Consider the following 19,483-nt stretch of genomic DNA (forward strand, 5'->3'; position numbering starts at 1 on the left):
ACGACGACTACACTATTTTATTTAGGAAGTGACGCCAACGGGAGGCTCATGAGCGGATCGGGAGTTCAATTTTCATTCAATGTGCTCACCATTAATACTCACAAAGGGTTCACCGCCTTCAACCGGCGTTTTATTTTGCCTGAGCTACGGGAGGCTGTCAGAACGGTCGGTGCAGACATTGTGTGCCTACAGGAAGTTATGGGCGCGCACGATGCTCACTCGCTGCAGATTGAGAACTGGCCGGATACCACCCACTACGAATTTCTGGCGGACACCATGTGGAGCGACTTCGCCTACGGGCGTAACGCCGTGTACCCGCAAGGGCATCACGGTAACGCGGTGCTGTCGCGTTATCCCATTGAACATTATGAAAATCGCGATGTGTCCGTCGGCGCGAGTGAAAAGCGCGGGGTCCTCTACTGCCGCATCGTGCCGCCAATGCTCTCGCACCCAATCCATGTCATGTGCGTGCATCTCGGTTTGCGTGAAGCACACCGTCAGGCCCAGCTCGCTATGCTGGCTGACTGGGTCAATGCCCTGCCCGACGCGGAGCCCGTGGTGATCGCCGGAGATTTTAACGACTGGCGGCAAACGGCCAATCACCCGTTGAAAGCCAGGGCCGGCCTTGACGAGATTTTTACCCGCGCCCACGGTCGCCCGGCGCGGACGTTTCCGGTGCAGTTTCCCCTGCTGCGTCTGGACAGGATCTATGTGAAAAACGCGAATGCCAGTACCCCAACGACGCTGGCGCTGCGTCACTGGCGACATTTGTCCGATCATGCCCCCCTGAGTGCGGAGATTCATTTATGAAAAATGGCTGGCGTGAAGGCAATCAAATTCAACTGCTGGAAAATGGCGATCAATACTATCCCGCCGTCTTTGACGCCATTGCACAGGCACAGCAAAAAATTATCCTTGAGACCTTTATCTGGTTTGAAGATGCGGTCGGAAAACAGCTGCATGCCGCCTTGCTCGGAGCCGCCCAGCGCGGAATCCAAGCAGAGGTGCTGCTGGACGGTTACGGCTCGCCGGATCTTAGCGACAGTTTTGTCGAAGAGTTGACCGTAGCAGGCGTTGTTTTCCGCTACTACGATCCGCGCCCGCGTCTGTTCGGTATGCGCACCAATCTCTTTCGCCGTATGCATCGCAAAATTGTGGTCATTGATGATCGTGTTGCCTTTGTCGGCGGTATTAATTATTCCGCTGAACACATGTCTGATTACGGTCCCGAGGCCAAGCAGGATTATGCCGTTCGCGTGGAAGGTCCTGTCGTGGCCGACATCCTGAAATTCGTGCTGGATAACTTACCGGGACAGAGCGCCGTACGACGCTGGTGGCGACGTCATCACCGGGCAATTGAGAATCATCGGCCAGGCGAAGCGCAGGCGCTGTTTGTCTGGCGCGATAACGAAGAGCATCGCGATGATATTGAACGCCACTATTTGAAAATGCTGACCCAGGCCCGGCGGGAAGTGATCATTGCCAATGCCTATTTCTTTCCGGGTTATCGCCTGCTGCATGCCCTACGAAAAGCTGCGCGACGCGGCGTTCGGGTAAAACTCATCGTCCAGGGTGAACCGGATATGCCGATTGTGAAAGTGGGTGCCCGCCTGCTGTATAACTATCTGGTTAAAGGCGGCGTCCATGTCTATGAATACCGGCGTAAGCCCCTGCATGGTAAAGTCGCGCTAATGGACGATCATTGGGCGACGGTAGGTTCCAGCAATCTCGACCCGCTCAGTCTGTCGCTCAATCTGGAGGCAAATCTTATTATTCATGACCGCACGTTTAACCAGACCCTGCGTGACAACCTGAACCCCATTATTGCGCAGGACTGCAAGCGAGTTGATGAATCAATGCTGCCAAAACGCACCTGGTGGAACCTGACCAAAAGCGTGCTGGCCTTCCACTTTTTACGCCACTTCCCGGCGCTGGTCGGCTGGCTACCGGCGCATACCCCGCATCTGGCCGAGGTAGCCCCCCCCGCACAGCCAACTCTGGAAACCCAGGATCGTATTCCAACTGAGGATGCAGGAGGGGAAACCTGATGCCAAAAAACCACCGACGCTGGCGCTTAGCGAAAAAGATCCTCACATGGCTATTTTTTATTGCGGTCATCGTATTGCTGGTCGTTTATGCCAGTAAGGTCAACTGGCAGGAAGTGTGGACGGTAATTCGCGATTACAATCGGATCGCCCTGCTCAGCGCCGTAGGGCTGGTGATCGTCAGTTATTTACTTTACGGCTGCTATGACTTGCTCGGGCGCTACTACTGCGGGCACAAGCTGGCAAAACGCCAGGTCATGCTGGTGTCGTTTATCTGTTACGCCTTCAACCTGACGTTAAGCACATGGGTGGGCGGTATAGGGATGCGTTATCGTCTCTACTCGCGTCTCGGATTACCGGGGAGCACAATTACGCGAATTTTTTCACTGAGCATTACCACCAACTGGCTGGGCTATATTCTGCTGGGCGGTTTTATTTTCACTTTCGGCGTTGTTGAACTGCCCGCGCACTGGTATATCGATGAAGGTACGCTACGCCTCTTAGGCATTGCGCTGCTGCTGATGATTGTTGTTTATCTGTGGTTTTGCGCTTTCGCGAAACATCGCCACATCACCATCAAGGGCCAAAAACTGGTACTGCCCTCCTGGAAATTTGCCCTCGCGCAAATGGCGATATCCGGTACTAACTGGATGGTAATGGGGGCGATTATCTGGCTGTTGCTGGGTCAGAATATCAACTATTTCTTCGTGCTGGGCGTACTACTGGTGAGCAGTATTGCCGGTGTTATCGTGCATATTCCGGCGGGGATTGGTGTGCTGGAGGCGGTCTTTATGGCGCTGCTGGCAGGAGAGAATACCTCTCAGGGGACAATCATTGCCGCCCTGCTCGCGTATCGCGTGCTGTACTATTTTATTCCGCTGCTGCTGGCGCTGATGTGCTATTTGCTGCTGGAGAGTCGGGCGAAAAAGTTGCGGGTAAAAAACGAGAAGGCGATGGCGAAATGATTCACCGGATGGCGGCTTACGCCATCCGGCAACAGAGAATTAACGACGATTGCCGAAGATACGCAGCAGCATCAGGAACAGGTTGATGAAGTCCAGATACAGCGTTAAGGCCCCAAGAATCGCGTATTTACGCAGATTGGAGCTGTCACGCAGGTCGATCTGCTCACCGATATTTTTCAGCTTCTGCGTGTCATAAGCGGTCAGGCCGACAAACACAATCACCCCAATATAGGTCACCGCCCACATCAGCGCTTCGCTCTTCAACCAGAAGTTAACCAGCGAGGCCAGCACAATACCGATCAGCGCCATAAACAGCATATTGCCGAAACCGCTGAGATCGCGTTTGGTGGTGTAGCCGTACAAACTCATGATCCCGAACATCCCGCCGGTGACCACGAAGGTGCTGGCGATAGACGAGTAGGTATAGACGATAAAAATGCTTGATAGCGTCAGCCCGGTTAATGCCGAATAGAGCATAAACAGCGTGGTCGCCATTCCCGCGCTGAGCCTTTGCACCATGCCGGACAGGACGAACACCAGCGCTAGCTGGGCGATGATCAGTCCAAAGAAGGTGATTTTGCTGGAGAAGACAAACATCATCACCGCGGGCGTATTTGCCGCATACCAGGCGATAAACGCCGTCAGCAACAGTCCGCAGGTCATCCAGCCGTACACCTGCGCCATATACGTTTGCAGGCCGGAACGGGCCTGTACAATAGAATCGGATCGTGGGAATCGGTCCATGACAATCTCCTGAATCAGTATGAGCCTACACCAATTGTACTCTACCAGCGTTTTGCTGCTAGCTTATCGCTGTCGCGGGCATCAACCCAGCGCTCACCTTCTGGCGTGGCCTCGCGCTTCCAGAACGGTGCGCGGGTTTTCAGATAATCCATAATGAACTGCCCGGCATCAAACGCGCTGCTGCGATGCGCACTGGTCACGCCAACAAAAACGATTTCGTCACCCGGCCACAGTTCGCCAATGCGATGAATGACCGTTACTCGTCCCAGCGGCCAGCGCGCACGTGCTTCGTCGACAATCTCCGCCAGCGCTTTTTCGGTCATTCCCGGATAGTGTTCCAGCGTTAACGCCTGCACGCTATCGCCGAGATTGTGATTGCGGACTTTACCGGTGAAAGTGACCACCGCGCCATCTTCATCGCGTTCGGCCAGCCAGGGATACTCTTCCCCGACGCTGAACGGCGCATGACCAACAACAATTCGCGTTTCAGCCATCTTAGCCTCCGGTTACCGGTGGGAAGAAAGCCACTTCGTCACCCGCATTAAGGGGATGGTCAAAACTGACCAGCGTCTGGTTTACCGCTGCCAGCAGCTTGCCGTCTTCCAGCGCCAACGCCCAGCGATCGCTTTTTGCCGCAAGACTCCGGCGCAGCGCTTCTACCGTTGCAAACTCAGCGGCGACTTCTATCGCATCCGTGTTCACCAATTCCCGTACCTGAGCAAAGAAAAGAATCTTAATCATGCGCATCCACCTTAAAATCTCCCGATTTGCCGCCGCTTTTAGCCAGCAGACGCACCGGACCAATCACCATATCCTTTTGCACCGCTTTGCACATATCGTAGATGGTCAACGCCGCCACGGAGGCCGCCGTTAACGCTTCCATTTCGACGCCGGTTTTCCCGGTCAGGCGACACAGCGTTTCAATGCGTACGCGGTTGTGTTCCGGCTCGGCGTGCAGATTAACTTCAACCTTGCTCAACATCAGCGGATGGCACAGCGGGATAAGATCCCAGGTCCGTTTGGCGGCCTGAATACCGGCAATACGCGCCGTGGCGAAAACGTCGCCCTTATGGTGGCTGCCGTCGATAATCATCGCCAGCGTTTCGCTACGCATGGTCACGAATGCTTCTGCACGCGCCTCGCGTACGGTTTCCGCTTTGGCGGAGACATCCACCATATGCGCTTCGCCAGCGGCGTTAATATGAGTCAGTTGCGACATACTTATTTCTTCAAATGTGGGTGGAAATTACACGGACGCGTACGGGCATCGAGCTGCGGCGCAATGATATTTTCCCATGCGGTACGACACGCTTTAGTCGACCCCGGCATGGCGAAAATCAGCGTTTTGTTGGCCACTCCGGCAATCGCCCGGGATTGCAGCGTCGCGGTGCCAATCTCTTCAAACGACAGCATACGGAATACTTCACCAAACCCTTCGACTTCTCTGTCGAACAGCGGTTGCAGCGCTTCTGGCGCCTGGTCCCCTTCGGTTAAGCCCGTGCCGCCTGTAATGAGCACAACCTGCACATCCTCACTGGCAATCCATGCAGAAACCTGGGCGCGAATGGCGTAGCGGTTCTCTTTGACGATCGCCTTGTCGACAATCTGATGACCCGCCTCTTGCGCCGAGTCACGCAGATAATGGCCGGAGGTGTCATCTTCTTCGCCGCGACGGTTGGAAACAGTAAGAATAGCAATGCGTGTCGGGATAAATTCAGCGCTTACCTGACTCATGAAAAACTCCTTTTAGCGATCAGCCGCCAATGTAAGATAAGTTTTGCGTAATACCGGTATTGTTCTGATGCAGGAAATGAGTCTGCTTTTTCTCCAGCAGCGCGGCTGAAATGCGTTCTTCCAGCGCCGACTGCTGAGCGTCATCTTCCAGCAAATCACGCAGGCTTACGCCGCCTTCACCAAATAAACACAGATGCAGCTTGCCGACAGAGGAAACGCGCAGACGGTTGCAGGTGGCGCAGAAGTCTTTCTCATAAGGCATGATCAGACCAATTTCACCAGCATAGTCAGGATGACAGAAAACCTGAGCCGGGCCGTCGCTGCGCTGTCGGATCTGGTGGATCCAGCCGCGACGCAGCAGCTCATCGCGCAGGACCTGGCCTGAGATATGGTGTTTACGGAAGAGAGAGCTGCCCTCGCCCGTTTCCATCAGTTCAATAAAGCGTAGTTGGATAGGACGGGGCTGAACCCACGCCAGGAAGGTGTCCAGTTGATGATGGTTTACGTCGCGCATCAGCACGGTATTGACTTTCACTTTTTCAAAACCCGCATCAAAGGCGGCGTCAATGCCTGCCATCACCTGCTGAAATTTGTCCTGCCCGGTAATGGCGTGAAACTGACGGGCATCGAGGCTGTCGACGCTGACGTTAAGTGCGGTCAGTCCGGCATCGCGCCAGGCAGCGGCATCACGCGCCAGACGATAACCATTAGTGGTCACCGCAATCTGACGGATGGCGTGGTTTTCGCGCACGGCGGCGATAATGTCGGTAAAGTCGCGACGCAATGAAGGTTCGCCCCCTGTCAGACGCACTTTTTCCGTTCCCAGACTGGCGAACGCGCGCGTGACGCGGCGAATTTCATCAACGGTCAAAAAGCCGTTATTGGTGACACCGCCGGGCTTATAGCCATCCGGCAGGCAGTAGGTGCAACGAAAGTTACACACATCGGTAATCGACAAACGTAAGTAGTAAAACTTACGTGCGAAAGCATCGGTAAGTTGAGAGCCCATGTACACCTTTCCAAATACGGGAGACGTAGTCATTTCTTCCTACGCCCTGGTGACAAACTTATTCAAGTATTGTCACGGCCAAAGCACCGTATCATTTGACCCAGGTGCAGAGGCTAGAGTGTTTATTCTCGTCATACTTCAAATTGCAGAAGCGTGGGCTTTGTTCATTCACCCCAGTCACGTACTTATGTCCGCTTACGGGGGATTCTCTCCCTCACTGCCTTCCTGCAACTCAAATTATTCAGAGTACATTGTGGTTATGCCGATACTAGCGTGTAAATGACGCTTTTGCCATGTACACTTTCGCTGTATAAACACATACATAGCGACATAATCGTGCAATTTCGCTACAGAATAAGCAAAAACCACAGTTTTGCATTGATATACATCATCTTGCCGGCAGGTGAATCTCGTCAGAAAGGAGTAGATCGCAGAAAAAAATTACGCCAGATTCCGCCTGGATAATTGCTGAAAACACACTATTTACGTTACTGTAGCGCCGATCAATTGATATCAGGAAAATATATGCGCACTCGCACGCTGGCAGATCTGGACCGCGTTGTCGCTCTCGGCGGAGGGCATGGACTGGGACGCGTTCTCTCCTCTCTTTCCCCTTTAGGCTCACGCCTGACGGGGATCGTCACCACGACCGATAACGGCGGGTCGACAGGTCGTATTCGTCGCTCTGAAGGAGGAATTGCCTGGGGAGACATGCGTAACTGTCTGAACCAGTTAATTACTCAACCCAGCGTTGCATCCGCCATGTTTGAGTATCGTTTTGGCGGTAATGGTGAGCTTTCCGGGCATAACCTCGGAAATCTGATGTTAAAGGCGCTCGATCACCTCAGTGTGCGGCCTCTGGAAGCCATCAATTTAATTCGTAATCTGCTGAAAGTTGACGCGCATTTAATTCCGATGTCGGAGCTGCCGGTGGATCTGATGGCTATCGACGATCAGGGACATGAAGTCTATGGCGAAGTGAATATCGATCAGCTCACCATCCCGCCTCAGGAACTGATGCTGTCGCCAAAAGTCCCCACCACGCGGGAGGCAGTTGAAGCTATCGCCGAAGCGGATTTGATTTTGATCGGACCCGGCAGTTTTTACACCAGCCTGATGCCGCTCCTGCTACTCGACGAATTGGCGCAGGCATTACGTCGCACACCTGCCCCGATGGTCTACATCGGCAATCTGGGTCGTGAATTAAGCCTGCCAGCAGCCAGCCTGACGCTTAACGATAAGCTGGCAATCATTGAACAGTACGTTGGCAGGAAAGTGATTGATGCGGTGGTTGTGGGCCCGAAAGTAGATGTATCCACCGTTACCGACCGCGTTGTTATTCAGGAAGTGCTGGAAGCCAGCGACATTCCCTACCGCCATGACCGCCAGCTATTGCATTACGCGCTGGAGAAAGCGGTACAGGCGCTGGGGTAATCCCAAGTGCGTGATTAGCATACAATCCTCATCGTAATGAGGATTGTAGCTTACTGCATTAACCTCTCAGCACAGGTACCTGCTCGGCGGATATTGGCTCTTCGTATCTTGTGCCAAAATTAGACCACCGGGCAAGAATGGCAAAGAATACGGCCATAACCAGGCAACTTAAATTGAACAAAACCCAGGGTGCATAATCCAGCGTCGCCACCCCCAGCGTTTTCGCCATGAACATACCAGATATTGTCCAAGGGAAAAGCCCTTCAAGTAGCGTGGCTCCAGACTCCATTGATCGGGACATATTAACCATATGCAATTTTTTGTTTTTAAAACAAGGATCATAAATATTCTTCACCAGAAAGAAACTGATGACTGCATTGCCAGTGCAGGCAACTAATAAAGAACTTGTGAACATTGTCGCCAACAAAATACTGGTCACCGTTTTTAATTTCTGAACCAGTCGCCCAAGCAGTACATTAAGGCCACCAGAAACATCAAGTGCCGAAGCGAACATAAATGCACAAAGCATAACCACAATTGGGCTAACCATTGAATACATACCGCCACGATTAAGCAATATATTAATATTTTTAGTCGTAGATTCATTCATCGCGACATCTGAAAAATTGCTGATCATATTGGTATTAAAGCCATTAATCGATGCTTGAACGAGGTCCATCATGGTAAACGGCTGAAAAATTGCGCATATTGCCAGAGCAAAAAAAGAAGATGCGATCAAAACAATAATGGTATCCCATTTTTTTATCGCACCAATAAAGACCAGCAATGTCGGTAATATTAATAAAGGGTTAAGCCAGAATAATGAGTTTAGCGCTTTTTTCATGACCGGGATAGTATCTAGTTGGATTGAATTTACCACATTTAAATCTAACCCCGCGATATAAAACCCCAGGCAGGCAAACAAAAAAGCAGGAACCGATGTATACAACATATTTCTAATACTTTGATAAAGCTCAGCCCCCGCAGCTAACGCGGCCATGTTTGTGGTATCTGATAAAGGAGATAATTTATCACCAAAATAGGCACCGGAGATAACGGCTCCAGCAGTAATCGGCAATGACACATTCATCGCCGCAGCAACGGCAACCAACGCCACACCAATTGTTCCTGCGGAACCCCATGAAGTGCCTGTAAATGTCGAGATGCAAACCGTCACTAAAAAAGCTGTAAGATATAAGTAAGCTGGGTTGATAATTTCCAGGCCATAATAGACCATTAACGGAATGGTACCACTAACCATCCAGCATCCAATCAACATACCGATCGACAGTAGAATTAACATTGCAGGGACGGCATCTTTTATTTTTTCTATAAAAGTCTGGAGAATTTCCTTCCAGCCCGCGCCATAGTATCTGGCAAAAAAACCTGTAATAATCGTAATAACAATTAAGATAAATTCAACTGGATAATTTAAAATCCCAATACCTATAAAGAAAACCAGAAAAATAGCCACTAATAACATCAATGCTGCATAAAAGCTCGGTTGCTTATTTGTGCTTACCATGTTATTTTTCCGCTATTAATATGTTTTTATAGAATCAAACGCATTCTCTAAGTCCGCGATTAACATCTCTGGAGATTCCTGGCCAATTGAAATCCTAATTAAACCAGGTGCCATCCCATCTTTGCATATTACATCCTGGTTATAACCGCGATTTGGAGAAATAATCAGGCTTTCATATCCCCCCCAACTGCACCCCGGTTTAAAAATTCTACAACTATCAATAATGGCTTTAACTTTTTCAAAACTGCCATCTTTAAGTTCAAAACTAATGAGACCAGAAGTACCAAACATTTGTTGTGAAACAATTTCACGTTGTTTTGCATCTGCCATAAGAGGGTGACAGATATTCTCAACCTCTGCTCTGCTATTGAGAAAAGTCAGAATTGCATAGGTATTATTCTGATGTTGTCTCATGCGCAGCGGCAACGTTCGTAAACCGCGAATCACTAACCATGCACTATCTGGGGCCAGCACTGCGCCAAGAAGCTGATGTGAAAAATCACGAATAATATCAAGATAGACTTTTGCGCCTACCACAGCACCCGCCGTTAAATCACTGTGACCGCCGATATATTTAGTACAAGAGTGGAGCACTAAATCGAAACCAAGAGTCAATGGCTTTTGGAAGAGTGGCGTAGCCCATGTATTATCAATGGCAGTAATAATATTATTCTCTTTCGCCAACCCTGCTATCATCTGCAGATCCACAACTCGCATGGTCATTGTTCCTGGGGATTCCGTGTATATCATGCGAGTATTCGGCTTTATTTTCTGCCGAATATCCTCGACATCGCCACCGAGAACAATGTCATAGTCAATACCAAAGCGTTGTTGCATTTGCTTAACCAGCACAACTGTTGGTCCATAAACATTATTCACCAGAATAATATGGTCGCCACTTTTCAGCAGGCCAAACAATGTTGCACTTATCGCGCCCATGCCCGATCCAAAAACTTTGCAGGCCGCTCCACGCTCCAACGCTGCCAGTTTATGTTCTAAAAGTTCCGTTGTTGGGTTAAGCCCCCGGGAATAGATGTAACGTTCAGCTTCGTGTTGCATATCATCACAGTATTGCTGATAGCTCTGCTGCACAAACAGACTGGTTTTTACTAACGGAGGGCTGACTGCACCAAAATTTTTCTGGTGTTGTTCACCAACTCCAGAACATATCATGGCGTCCTGAACGGCATAATCATTCTCAGCGTAATTGCATATTATCTCTTTCATAATTTTCCTTTATATTTTCGTCAGGGAAATTTCTATAACAGGACAATTATAAAAAAAAGGAACAATGACAGCCTTTTGCTTGCTGCCAAAATGCTGAAAGAATCGTCAGAAATGTAAAGAATAAAACGATGAGGTTCACAAAGTGGAAAAACAAAAATCAATTCAGCAAAGAATCAATTAGAGTGAGTGCATTAATTTTAAGAATAATAAATGGCAATAGAAAAACGAATAATATAATTATAAGTGATAATACATTCTGTATTTTTCCAATCGCCATGGCATTTACGCGATGGCGAATTGGAAAGTGGAAACAATCTTACGATGCCGCGATAAACAACTCGCGCAGCTGATGCAACTGGTCGCGGATTGTCGCAGCCTCTTCAAATTCAAGATTCTGCGCATGCTGCATCATCTGCCCTTCCAGCTCATGAATCTTCTGCTGCAGCGCTTTTGGCGTCATATCCAGTTCGACAATTTCAGACTTCGCGCCTGCGCGTGACTTCCCTTTGCCTTTCGCCTTAGTCTTCGCAATATTCTGACCCAGCGCCAGAATATCGACCACTTTCTTGTTCAGCCCCTGCGGCGTAATACCGTGTTCTTCGTTGTAGAGCTGCTGTTTCTCACGACGGCGTTCAGTTTCCCCTATCGCCTTAGCCATTGAGGCGGTAATTTTGTCGCCGTAGAGAATAGCCTTCCCGTTGATATTACGCGCCGCACGACCGATGGTCTGAATAAGCGAACGTTCAGAACGCAGGAACCCTTCTTTGTCTGCGTCCAGAATCGCCACCAGTGAGACCTCAGGCATGTCCAGACCCTCACGTAACAGGTTGATACCCACCAGCACGTCAAACTCGCCCAGACGCAGGTCACGAATGATTTCCATACGTTCCACGGTATCGATGTCTGAGTGCAGATAGCGCACCCGCTCACCGTGCTCTTCGAGGTATTCGGTGAGATCCTCTGCCATCCGTTTCGTGAGCGTAGTGACCAGCACACGTTCGTTAATCGCCGCACGGATGCGGATCTCAGACAGCAGATCGTCAACCTGCGTCGCCACCGGGCGTACCTCAATGATCGGATCCAGCAGGCCGGTCGGTCGTACTACCTGATCGACGACGTCATCACCGGATTTCTCCAGCTCATAGTTGCCCGGCGTCGCTGAGACGTAGATGGTCTGCGGGGCCAGCGCTTCAAACTCTTCAAATTTAAGCGGACGGTTATCCAGCGCCGACGGCAGACGGAATCCGTATTCGACCAGAGTCTCTTTACGCGCCCGGTCACCACGATACATACCGCCAATTTGCGGGATAGTGACGTGGGATTCATCCACCACCAGCAGGCCGTCGGCAGGCAGGTAATCAAACAACGTCGGCGGCGGCTCGCCGGGGCCACGCCCGGACAGATAGCGGGAGTAGTTTTCAATCCCCGAGCAGTAACCCAGCTCATTCATCATTTCCAGATCGAACTGCGTACGCTGACTTAGCCGCTGTTCTTCCAGCAGTTTGTTATTTGCCAGCAGGACCTTACGCCGCTCTGCCAGCTCCACTTTGATTTCTTCCATCGCCTGCACGATACGTTCGCGCGGCGTCACGTAGTGCGTTTTAGGATAGATGGTGTAGCGCGAAATCGTGGATTCAACCTGCCCGGTAAGCGGGTCAAACAGCGATAAACGTTCGACCTCTTCATCAAACAGTTCCACGCGCAGCGCGATATCGTCGGATTCAGCCGGGAAAATGTCGATCACTTCACCACGCACGCGGAAGGTTCCGCGCTGAAATGCCTGATCGTTGCGGGTATATTGCAGTTCCGCCAGGCGGCGCAGGATCGCACGCTGGTCGATAATCATCCCCACCGTCAGGTGCAGCATCATTTTCAGATACAGATCCGGATCGCCCAAACCATAGATAGCGGAAACTGACGCGACGACAACGACATCCCGACGTTCCAGCAGCGCTTTGGTCGCCGACAGACGCATTTGCTCAATATGTTCGTTAACCGAGGCATCCTTCTCGATGAAGGTATCAGAACTTGGTACGTAGGCTTCCGGTTGATAATAGTCGTAGTAGGAGACGAAATACTCCACCGCGTTATCCGGGAAGAACTCTTTCATCTCACCGTACAACTGCGCGGCCAGCGTCTTATTGGGAGCCAGCACCATGGTAGGCCGCTGCAAGTCCGCAATTACGTTAGCGATGGTGAATGTCTTCCCCGAGCCCGTCACCCCCAGCAGCGTCTGATGCGCCAGACCATCCTCCAGCCCTTCTTCCAGACGGCGAATAGCCTCAGGCTGATCGCCAGAGGGTTTAAAAGCGGAATTTAGTTTGAACGGTTTACTCATGAGCAGCTACCTGAAGCAATGGGCGGGCAGGTGTGTAATTTTACTCGCAGTCGTATATTTTGCCAGTAAAATATACTGGATGAAAAAACAGTAACGCACCAGAATATTTCTGATACGCCATCAGAATGACCGTGACCGCAGGCTAAAATTTGGCCTCAGACAAGATAAAACACCAGCAAAAACGTGTTATCCCCAAAGCAATGACTTTTTTAACATTTGTCAAGCTGCCCGATGAAAGTTTTGTGGCAACGCATGACACTTCTGCGACAGCCATTGATTTTATCTAACATTCTGTAATTTAATGACTATTCTCCCGAGCCGTCTTTCGCATCAATTTAGTCGCAGGCCGCGTCTTCTCTCGCTTACATTGTGTTTTCTAACTCTAATACACAAGGTTATCCACAGGAATAGTGGATAACTGCCTCCAGCCCGTATGGACTGTAGCCTGGCAAAAACGCCCTCACTCCCTTTTCCGGAGGGGTAAAAAAAATTTATCGCTATTTTTTGATATTTATCAGCTAACGAAGCGGCCTGGAATGGCCGGGATCTTGCTCGCATTTTCATCATTTTCTTGCCTGCACCATTACGACACCGACAGGCACTGGCAATGTGCACAAAACAACGCCAGCACTCAGGCCAGCCAGACATCACCGCCTGCGCAGCATACTCTCCTGCTGTTTTTTGACCCCAATCCCTCTTCTGGCAAGAGAATTGCAATTTTCTTCCGACGACCTGTACGTGGGGCGGATAGCATCATGCTGGAGGAATCTATGTTGAGTCTTCGCGCAGTGAATCATTATTACGGTAATCAACACTCCCTATGGGATGTGGATCTCGACCTGCTGCCCGGTAAATGTACCGGTGTGCTGGGGCTTCCAGGAATGGGAAAGACTACGCTGACCAATTGCATTATCGGCAATTTACCGATCGAAAGCGGCACCATGTTCTGGCATCAGGCTGGCGCGCCGCCGCGCGACCTGAGTCCCATTCCGGCGGCAAATCGCATCGCGCTGGGCATTAACTACGTTTCACAAGAGAGACGGATTTTTTCGCAATTGACGGTAGAGGAAAATCTGCATATTGCGCGCCAGGCGGTTGAGGAAAGCGAAACGATGAACAGCAGTGATATTTACCGCCTGTTTCCACAGTTGTTCGTACTGCGTCAGGCCAAAGGGGCGGCATTATCGGAAGATGATCAGCACCAGCTTGCGCTCGCCAGCGCGCTGGTCACACGCCCACGCCTGCTGATCCTCGATGAGCCCACGCGGGGAAGTGGCCAGGCATATATCCACAAGCTGGGGAACTTGGTGGTAAGGTTAAGCCAGGAGCTCGGCATCGCCATAATGCTCGCGGAGCAGAGCCTGCCGTTTATTCGTCGGGTCGCTGACTGCTACTGCCTGTTACACCGCGGGCGCAACGTGGCTCAGGGGCAAATCACACAGCTCAGCAACCCGCTAATCACCGACTGGGGGACGCTACAGACAAAACGCTAAGATCGATATAACGTCCTGTCGATGCCCGCTCTGGCTCTTCAGCCAGCCAGGGAATTTCCCCCAGCAGCGGAGCCGCAAGCACACGCCTGAGCGTTGCCATATATTCAGCATGACGCTTGCCAGGTGGCGTCACATCATTGGCGACCCATCCGGCAAGCGTCAGTCCGGCCTGCTGCACCGCCTGTGCGGTCAGCATAGCGTGGTTGATGCAGCCGAGCTTAACGCCAACCACCAGAATAACCGGCAACTGCTCTGTTTTTACCCAGTCAGCAAAACTCAGCGTTGGCGAAAGCGGCGTAAACCACCCGCCGGCACCTTCCACCAGCACCCAGTCAGCCTGTTGTTCCAGCGCGCGTAAACCCGCAGACATTACAGAGGCCTGAATGGGGCGACCTTCGTCCGCGCTGATGATATGCGGTGAGGTAGGTTCCGCGAAGGTATAGGGGTTGATAGCCGCATAGTCCACCGTCACAACGCTGTTGCGCTGTAATGCCAGGGCATCGCTGTTACGCAGACCTTCAACCGTCATTTCACTGCCCGACGCCACTGGCTTATAGCCGACGGTTCGCAATCCCCTCTGCCCCGCCGCCTGCAGCAACGCGCAGCTGGCGATAGTTTTCCCCACTTCAGTATCCGTCCCGGTGACAAAAAAAGTGTTAGTCACGTTGAATCACTCCCAAAAATAGATGATAGGTCAGCGGATATTTCCCCTGCTGGCAGGGCCAGGCTAGCTGTAGCTGGCGCAACTGTGAGCGGGTGAGGACGCGCGGCTCGCGGCCATCATGCAAATGCGTCGCGCCAATGCCCTTCAGCGAGCGCATGGCGCTCAGCGCATCGTCAAACCACAGCGTGACGGCATGAGACTGGTATTCAACGTCCCACCCATGCAGGGCGTTTTCCAGTTGCTCCACGGGCAAAAAACGATTGGCGTGCTCCCGCTCATCAACCGCTCGCCACGCCTGACGAAGTTCCGGCATTGACCCCTGCGCCAGGGTACTAAACGCCACCGTCCCGCCAGGACGCACCACCCGGTAAAGCTCGCGTAACGCGCCGCGCAGATCGCTGCACCACTGTACGGCCAGATTGCTCCAGGCCAGGTCGAAAGTAGCAGCAGCCTGCGGAATGGCTTCAATATCCGCCAGCAAATAGCGGTGGGCGACATCGTGACGCTGCGCTTCAGTCAGCATTTGCGCCGACAGATCCAGCGCGCAGACCTCGCTCCCCTGCTCCCGCCAGTAACGGCTCATACGCCCGGGTCCGCAGCCCGCATCTAAAACCTGAGAGAATGCCCGACCATCGAGTCGCGCCAGTAACGCATCGGCGCTCTGACGCTGGAGTTCCGCGTGTTGCTCATAGTGAGTAGCTGCGCGACCAAACGCGGCAGCAATCGCCTGCTTATTGACCTGCGCCATGCAGCACCTCCAGTAAGCGATCGATATCCTGGACTTCATGCGCCTGGGTCAGCGTGAGCCGCAGCCTGGCCGTACCAACCGGCACCGTCGGTGGGCGAATAGCCGTCACCCAGCATCCCTGTTGACGCAATGCCTCCGCCAGCTGCAAGGCTTTATGATTGTCGCCCACGATCAGCGGCTGAATGGCGCTGTCTGACTGCGCCAGCGTTAAGTCCGGCATATTCACCCCTGCGCGAAAACGCTGGATCAGCATCGCCAGTTTTTCTCTGCGCTCATCGCCTTCGCGGCTGCGGATCACCTCCAGCGCGGCGCGCAAGGCCTGGGCCTGGGCCGGAGGCATACTGGTGCTGTAGATCAGATGACGGGCAAACTGCAGCAGATAATCGGCCACGCTGTCTGAGCACAAGATTGCCGCGCCGCTGACGCCAAACCCTTTGCCAAACGTCACCACTAACAGCTCGGGTTTCACCTGCTGTCGGGAGCACGAACCGCGCCCTTCCTCTCCGCTGACGCCAATCCCGTGCGCATCATCCACCAGCAACCACGCGCCATGCCGCTCTGCTACCGCGTGAATTTCTGCCAGCGGTGCGCTATCGCCATCCATGCTGAACACACCTTCAGTGACCACGAGTTGTTGCCCCGGACAGGGGGTGGTCAGCAGACGTTCCAGATGTTGCGGATCGTTATGGGTAAAGCGACGTAGCACGGCAGGGCTAAGGCTGGCAGCCTCCAGCAGTGAGGCATGGCTGAGCCGGTCAGCAACAATCCGGTCCTCTTTGCCCATCAGCGCGGCAATGACCGCCTGATTAGCGGCAAAACCGGAGATAAACAACAGCGCCCGTGAATAGCCGAGCCATTGCGCCAGCTCATCTTCCAGCGCCTGATGAGCAACGGAATAACCGCTGACATGACCCGAGCCGCCGCTGCCGACGCCAAAACGCTCAGCGCCTTGCTGCCACGCGCAGATAATATGCGGATGGTGGCTTAAGCCAAGGTAGTCGTTGCTGGAAAAGTTCAGATACTGGCGACCGTCGGCCTGCAGCCAGCGACCGGCGCCCTGCGTCACCGCATAGCGCCGACGCAACGCATCAGCACGACGACGCGCCGTTAACGCATCGTCTATTTTTTGCTGCCAGGTCATACGGTTGCCGCGTTGTAGTATTCGTCGGTATCTGGGGTACGCAGCGCCTGTTCCAGGCGTTGCTGCTGTTCGTTATCGCCCGCCAGCACCGCCGTTTGCTGCGGATTGAGACCCAGCTTGCGAAACAACAGCAAATCCTTATCTTCGTTCGGATTCGGCGTGGTCAGCAGTTTGCAGCCGTAGAAAATCGAGTTAGCCCCGGCCATAAAGCACATCGCCTGGGTTTGTTCGTTCATTTGCTCGCGTCCGGCTGAAAGACGGACATATGAAGTCGGCATCATGATCCGCGCCACGGCGATAGTACGAATAAAATCAAAGGCATCCACATCGTCGTTATCGGCAAGCGGCGTGCCTTTCACTTTCACCAGCATGTTGATCGGCACGCTTTCTGGCGGCGTTGGCAGATTCGCTAATTGCAGCAACAGACCCGCGCGGTCGGTCACCGTTTCCCCCAGTCCCACAATCCCGCCGGAGCAAACTTTAATGCCCGCCTCACGCACTTTATCCAGCGTATCCAGACGCTCCTGGTACGACCGGGTTGTGATGATATTGCCGTAGAATTCCGGCGAGGTGTCGAGGTTATGGTTGTAGTAGTCCAGACCCGCATTGGCCAGCCGCTGGGCCTGATTTTCGTTCAGCGTACCCAGCGTCATACACGCTTCTAGCCCCAGTTCTTTTACGCCCTGAACCATCTGTTCCAGGTAAGGCATGTCGCGTTCGTGTGGATTCTTCCACGCCGCGCCCATGCAAAACCGCGTTGAACCGGCCTGTTTCGCTTTACGCGCAGAGTCCAGTACCTGTTCAACCTCCATCAAACGTTCCGTTTCCAGACCGGTTTTATAGCGGGAGCTTTGTGGGCAGTATTTGCAGTCTTCCGGGCAGGCACCGGTCTTAATCGACAGCAGCGTACTGACCTGAACCTGCCGCGGATCGAAGTGCTGACGGTGAACCTGCTGCGCTTCAAACAGCAGATCCAACAGCGGTTTTTCAAATAATTCGGTGACTTGCGACATTGTCCAGCGAGAAGAATGAGCCATATTGGTATACGTTTCGTTATGAGTTTGGTGTAGACTCGTAAACCTAAATCTTTTTAATTTGGTTTACAAGTCGATTATGACAACGGACGATCTTGCGTTTGACCAACGCCATATCTGGCACCCTTACACCTCCATGACCTCCCCGTTACCGGTTTATCCGGTGGCGCGTGCCGAAGGTTGCGAACTGATTTTAGCCAGCGGTGAGAGGCTGATAGACGGCATGTCGTCCTGGTGGGCGGCGATCCACGGTTACAATCACCCACAGCTGAACGCCGCGATGAAAACGCAGATTGATGCCATGTCACATGTGATGTTTGGCGGCATTACCCATGCCCCGGCCATTGCGCTGTGCCGCCAGTTGGTGGCGATGACGCCAGAGGCGCTGGAGTGCGTTTTTCTCGCGGATTCAGGTTCGGTCGCCGTAGAAGTAGCAATGAAAATGGCGCTGCAATACTGGCAAGCCAAAGGCGAATCCCGTCAGCGTTTCCTGACATTTCGAAACGGTTATCACGGCGATACCTTCGGCGCGATGTCGGTCTGCGATCCCGACAACTCGATGCACAGTCTGTGGAAGGGTTATCTGCCGGAGAACCTGTTTGCGCCCGCCCCGCAAAGCCGCATGGACGGCGAGTGGGACGAACTGGATATGGTGCCTTTTGCCCGCCTGATGGCCGCGCATCGCCACGAGATTGCGGCGGTGATCCTTGAGCCGATTGTGCAGGGCGCTGGTGGCATGCGCATGTATCATCCCGAATGGTTAAAGCGCATCCGTAAGATGTGCGACCGTGAAGGTATCCTGCTGATTGCCGATGAAATCGCCACCGGATTTGGTCGTACAGGCAAGCTTTTTGCCTGTGAACACGCCAACATAACTCCGGACATTTTGTGCCTCGGCAAAGCGTTAACCGGCGGAACGATGACCCTTTCCGCCACCCTGACCACGCGTCAGGTCGCGGAAACCATCAGCAACGGTGAAGCCGGATGCTTCATGCACGGTCCAACCTTTATGGGTAATCCGCTGGCCTGCGCCGTCGCCTCCGCCAGCCTGTCGTTACTCGAAACCGGCGAGTGGCGCTCACAGGTAGCGACTATTGAAGCGCAACTGCGGACAGAACTCGCCCCGGCGGCAGACTCCAGTTGGGTAGCCGACGTGCGCGTACTCGGCGCCATCGGCGTGATCGAAACCACGCATCCGGTGAATATGGCGGCGTTACAGAAGTTCTTTGTTGAACAGGGCGTGTGGGTACGACCGTTTGGCAAACTGATCTATCTGATGCCGCCGTACATTATTCAGCCCGATCAGTTGCGTCGTCTGACCCAGGCCGTAAACGAGGCTGTGCGCAGTGCAACATTTTTTAGCGAGTAATCAGCGCCCGGTC

At 52.7% G+C, this 19,483-nt stretch carries 19 protein-coding genes and 1 riboswitch; of the genes, 6 read left to right on the top strand and 13 right to left on the bottom strand.

Annotation, left to right across the window (positions count from 1 at the left end; genetic code table 11):
* Positions 1-48 precede the first annotated feature (48 nt).
* The 3 genes from O6D90_RS15525 to O6D90_RS15535 are packed head-to-tail and all read left to right on the top strand — an operon-like array spanning position 49 to position 3,010.
* Positions 49-810: an endonuclease/exonuclease/phosphatase family protein gene (locus tag O6D90_RS15525; protein ID WP_016156057.1), complete on the top strand. Its 762-nt coding sequence runs from the start codon at positions 49-51 to the stop codon at positions 808-810.
* Positions 807-2,048 carry a cardiolipin synthase ClsB gene (clsB, locus tag O6D90_RS15530; RefSeq protein ID WP_016156056.1) on the top strand — a complete coding sequence of 414 codons (1,242 nt, stop codon included), beginning with the start codon at positions 807-809 and terminating at the stop codon, positions 2,046-2,048. The genes O6D90_RS15525 and clsB overlap by 4 nt, the downstream gene beginning before the upstream one ends.
* Positions 2,048-3,010: a lysylphosphatidylglycerol synthase domain-containing protein gene (locus tag O6D90_RS15535; protein ID WP_016152350.1), complete on the top strand. Its 963-nt coding sequence runs from the start codon at positions 2,048-2,050 to the stop codon at positions 3,008-3,010. The genes clsB and O6D90_RS15535 overlap by 1 nt, the downstream gene beginning before the upstream one ends.
* A gap of 39 nt (positions 3,011-3,049) precedes the next feature.
* Here O6D90_RS15535 and O6D90_RS15540 read toward each other — a convergent pair whose 3' ends face one another.
* The 6 genes from O6D90_RS15540 to moaA all read right to left on the bottom strand — a co-directional run bounded on the left by O6D90_RS15540 (position 3,050) and on the right by moaA (position 6,497).
* Positions 3,050-3,754 carry a Bax inhibitor-1/YccA family protein gene (locus O6D90_RS15540; protein ID WP_003831536.1) on the bottom strand — a complete coding sequence of 235 codons (705 nt, stop codon included), beginning with the start codon at positions 3,752-3,754 and terminating at the stop codon, positions 3,050-3,052.
* Positions 3,755-3,795: 41 nt separating this feature from the next.
* Entirely contained in the window at positions 3,796-4,248 is a 453-nt protein-coding gene (gene moaE / locus O6D90_RS15545) for a molybdopterin synthase catalytic subunit MoaE (protein ID WP_016152349.1), read from the bottom strand.
* A gap of 1 nt (position 4,249) precedes the next feature.
* Positions 4,250-4,495 carry a molybdopterin synthase sulfur carrier subunit gene (gene moaD / locus O6D90_RS15550; protein WP_271143128.1) on the bottom strand — a complete coding sequence of 82 codons (246 nt, stop codon included), beginning with the start codon at positions 4,493-4,495 and terminating at the stop codon, positions 4,250-4,252.
* Entirely contained in the window at positions 4,488-4,973 is a 486-nt protein-coding gene (moaC, locus tag O6D90_RS15555; protein WP_003035188.1) for a cyclic pyranopterin monophosphate synthase MoaC, read from the bottom strand. Before moaC ends, moaD begins: the two co-directional genes overlap by 8 nt.
* Positions 4,974-4,975: 2 nt before the next feature.
* Positions 4,976-5,488: a molybdenum cofactor biosynthesis protein B gene (gene moaB / locus O6D90_RS15560; protein WP_016152347.1), complete on the bottom strand. Its 513-nt coding sequence runs from the start codon at positions 5,486-5,488 to the stop codon at positions 4,976-4,978.
* 19 nt (positions 5,489-5,507) lie between these two features.
* Positions 5,508-6,497 carry a GTP 3',8-cyclase MoaA gene (gene moaA / locus O6D90_RS15565; RefSeq protein ID WP_016152346.1) on the bottom strand — a complete coding sequence of 330 codons (990 nt, stop codon included), beginning with the start codon at positions 6,495-6,497 and terminating at the stop codon, positions 5,508-5,510.
* Positions 6,485-6,630: riboswitch (molybdenum cofactor riboswitch) on the bottom strand. (Overlaps the previous gene by 13 nt.)
* Before the next feature lie 392 nt (positions 6,631-7,022).
* On the opposite strand from moaA, the gene yvcK reads away from it, so the two are divergent.
* A complete protein-coding gene (gene yvcK / locus O6D90_RS15570; protein ID WP_016156054.1) occupies positions 7,023-7,931 on the top strand; it encodes a uridine diphosphate-N-acetylglucosamine-binding protein YvcK in 909 nt (302 codons plus the stop codon).
* A gap of 58 nt (positions 7,932-7,989) precedes the next feature.
* Here yvcK and nhaC read toward each other — a convergent pair whose 3' ends face one another.
* From nhaC to uvrB, 3 genes are all read right to left on the bottom strand, one after another.
* On the bottom strand, positions 7,990-9,456 hold the full coding sequence (gene nhaC, locus O6D90_RS15575; protein ID WP_016156053.1) for a Na+/H+ antiporter NhaC: 1,467 nt from the start codon (positions 9,454-9,456) through the stop codon (positions 7,990-7,992).
* A 15-nt stretch (positions 9,457-9,471) separates the two neighbouring features.
* A complete protein-coding gene (locus tag O6D90_RS15580) occupies positions 9,472-10,683 on the bottom strand; it encodes a trans-sulfuration enzyme family protein (protein WP_016156052.1) in 1,212 nt (403 codons plus the stop codon).
* Positions 10,684-10,999: 316 nt separating this feature from the next.
* Positions 11,000-13,021, bottom strand: a complete 2,022-nt coding sequence (uvrB, locus tag O6D90_RS15585; RefSeq protein WP_016152344.1) for an excinuclease ABC subunit UvrB — start codon at positions 13,019-13,021, stop codon at positions 11,000-11,002.
* A 770-nt stretch (positions 13,022-13,791) separates the two neighbouring features.
* On the opposite strand from uvrB, the gene O6D90_RS15590 reads away from it, so the two are divergent.
* Positions 13,792-14,514 carry an ATP-binding cassette domain-containing protein gene (locus O6D90_RS15590; protein WP_016156051.1) on the top strand — a complete coding sequence of 241 codons (723 nt, stop codon included), beginning with the start codon at positions 13,792-13,794 and terminating at the stop codon, positions 14,512-14,514.
* On the opposite strand, the gene bioD is transcribed toward O6D90_RS15590, so the two are convergent.
* The 4 genes from bioD to bioB are packed head-to-tail and all read right to left on the bottom strand — an operon-like array spanning position 14,480 to position 18,104.
* A complete protein-coding gene (gene bioD, locus O6D90_RS15595) occupies positions 14,480-15,178 on the bottom strand; it encodes a dethiobiotin synthase (RefSeq protein WP_016156050.1) in 699 nt (232 codons plus the stop codon). The genes O6D90_RS15590 and bioD overlap by 35 nt on opposite strands.
* Positions 15,171-15,926 (bottom strand): malonyl-ACP O-methyltransferase BioC, encoded by a 756-nt coding sequence (gene bioC / locus O6D90_RS15600; RefSeq protein ID WP_016156049.1) that lies wholly within the window; start codon positions 15,924-15,926, stop codon positions 15,171-15,173. Before bioC ends, bioD begins: the two co-directional genes overlap by 8 nt.
* The gene (gene bioF, locus O6D90_RS15605; RefSeq protein WP_016156048.1) at positions 15,910-17,067 is read right to left on the bottom strand and encodes an 8-amino-7-oxononanoate synthase; all 1,158 of its coding nucleotides are present in this window, start codon (positions 17,065-17,067) and stop codon (positions 15,910-15,912) included. Before bioF ends, bioC begins: the two co-directional genes overlap by 17 nt.
* The gene (gene bioB, locus O6D90_RS15610) at positions 17,064-18,104 is read right to left on the bottom strand and encodes a biotin synthase BioB (protein WP_029139462.1); all 1,041 of its coding nucleotides are present in this window, start codon (positions 18,102-18,104) and stop codon (positions 17,064-17,066) included. The genes bioF and bioB overlap by 4 nt, the downstream gene beginning before the upstream one ends.
* 76 nt (positions 18,105-18,180) lie before the next feature.
* On the opposite strand from bioB, the gene bioA reads away from it, so the two are divergent.
* On the top strand, positions 18,181-19,470 hold the full coding sequence (bioA, locus tag O6D90_RS15615) for an adenosylmethionine--8-amino-7-oxononanoate transaminase (RefSeq protein WP_088583128.1): 1,290 nt from the start codon (positions 18,181-18,183) through the stop codon (positions 19,468-19,470).
* Positions 19,471-19,483: the final 13 nt, after the last annotated feature.

The sequence above is a fragment of the Citrobacter sp. 21OH12SH02A-Citro genome (assembly GCF_027919895.1).
In the GTDB taxonomy this organism is placed as follows: domain Bacteria; phylum Pseudomonadota; class Gammaproteobacteria; order Enterobacterales; family Enterobacteriaceae; genus Citrobacter; species Citrobacter braakii.

Excerpts from the sequence above, each read along its gene's own strand:
- O6D90_RS15525 (WP_016156057.1), top strand. The coding sequence starts at position 49 with ATGAGCGGATCGGGAGTTCAATTTTCATTCAATGTGCTCACCATTAAT.
- clsB (WP_016156056.1), top strand. The coding sequence starts at position 807 with ATGAAAAATGGCTGGCGTGAAGGCAATCAAATTCAACTGCTGGAAAAT.
- O6D90_RS15535 (WP_016152350.1), top strand. The coding sequence starts at position 2,048 with ATGCCAAAAAACCACCGACGCTGGCGCTTAGCGAAAAAGATCCTCACA.
- O6D90_RS15540 (WP_003831536.1), bottom strand. The coding sequence starts at position 3,754 with ATGGACCGATTCCCACGATCCGATTCTATTGTACAGGCCCGTTCCGGC.
- moaE (WP_016152349.1), bottom strand. The coding sequence starts at position 4,248 with ATGGCTGAAACGCGAATTGTTGTTGGTCATGCGCCGTTCAGCGTCGGG.
- moaD (WP_271143128.1), bottom strand. The coding sequence starts at position 4,495 with ATGATTAAGATTCTTTTCTTTGCTCAGGTACGGGAATTGGTGAACACG.
- moaC (WP_003035188.1), bottom strand. The coding sequence starts at position 4,973 with ATGTCGCAACTGACTCATATTAACGCCGCTGGCGAAGCGCATATGGTG.
- moaB (WP_016152347.1), bottom strand. The coding sequence starts at position 5,488 with ATGAGTCAGGTAAGCGCTGAATTTATCCCGACACGCATTGCTATTCTT.
- moaA (WP_016152346.1), bottom strand. The coding sequence starts at position 6,497 with ATGGGCTCTCAACTTACCGATGCTTTCGCACGTAAGTTTTACTACTTA.
- yvcK (WP_016156054.1), top strand. The coding sequence starts at position 7,023 with ATGCGCACTCGCACGCTGGCAGATCTGGACCGCGTTGTCGCTCTCGGC.
- nhaC (WP_016156053.1), bottom strand. The coding sequence starts at position 9,456 with ATGGTAAGCACAAATAAGCAACCGAGCTTTTATGCAGCATTGATGTTA.
- O6D90_RS15580 (WP_016156052.1), bottom strand. The coding sequence starts at position 10,683 with ATGAAAGAGATAATATGCAATTACGCTGAGAATGATTATGCCGTTCAG.
- uvrB (WP_016152344.1), bottom strand. The coding sequence starts at position 13,021 with ATGAGTAAACCGTTCAAACTAAATTCCGCTTTTAAACCCTCTGGCGAT.
- O6D90_RS15590 (WP_016156051.1), top strand. The coding sequence starts at position 13,792 with ATGTTGAGTCTTCGCGCAGTGAATCATTATTACGGTAATCAACACTCC.
- bioC (WP_016156049.1), bottom strand. The coding sequence starts at position 15,926 with ATGGCGCAGGTCAATAAGCAGGCGATTGCTGCCGCGTTTGGTCGCGCA.
- bioF (WP_016156048.1), bottom strand. The coding sequence starts at position 17,067 with ATGACCTGGCAGCAAAAAATAGACGATGCGTTAACGGCGCGTCGTCGT.
- bioB (WP_029139462.1), bottom strand. The coding sequence starts at position 18,104 with ATGGCTCATTCTTCTCGCTGGACAATGTCGCAAGTCACCGAATTATTT.
- bioA (WP_088583128.1), top strand. The coding sequence starts at position 18,181 with ATGACAACGGACGATCTTGCGTTTGACCAACGCCATATCTGGCACCCT.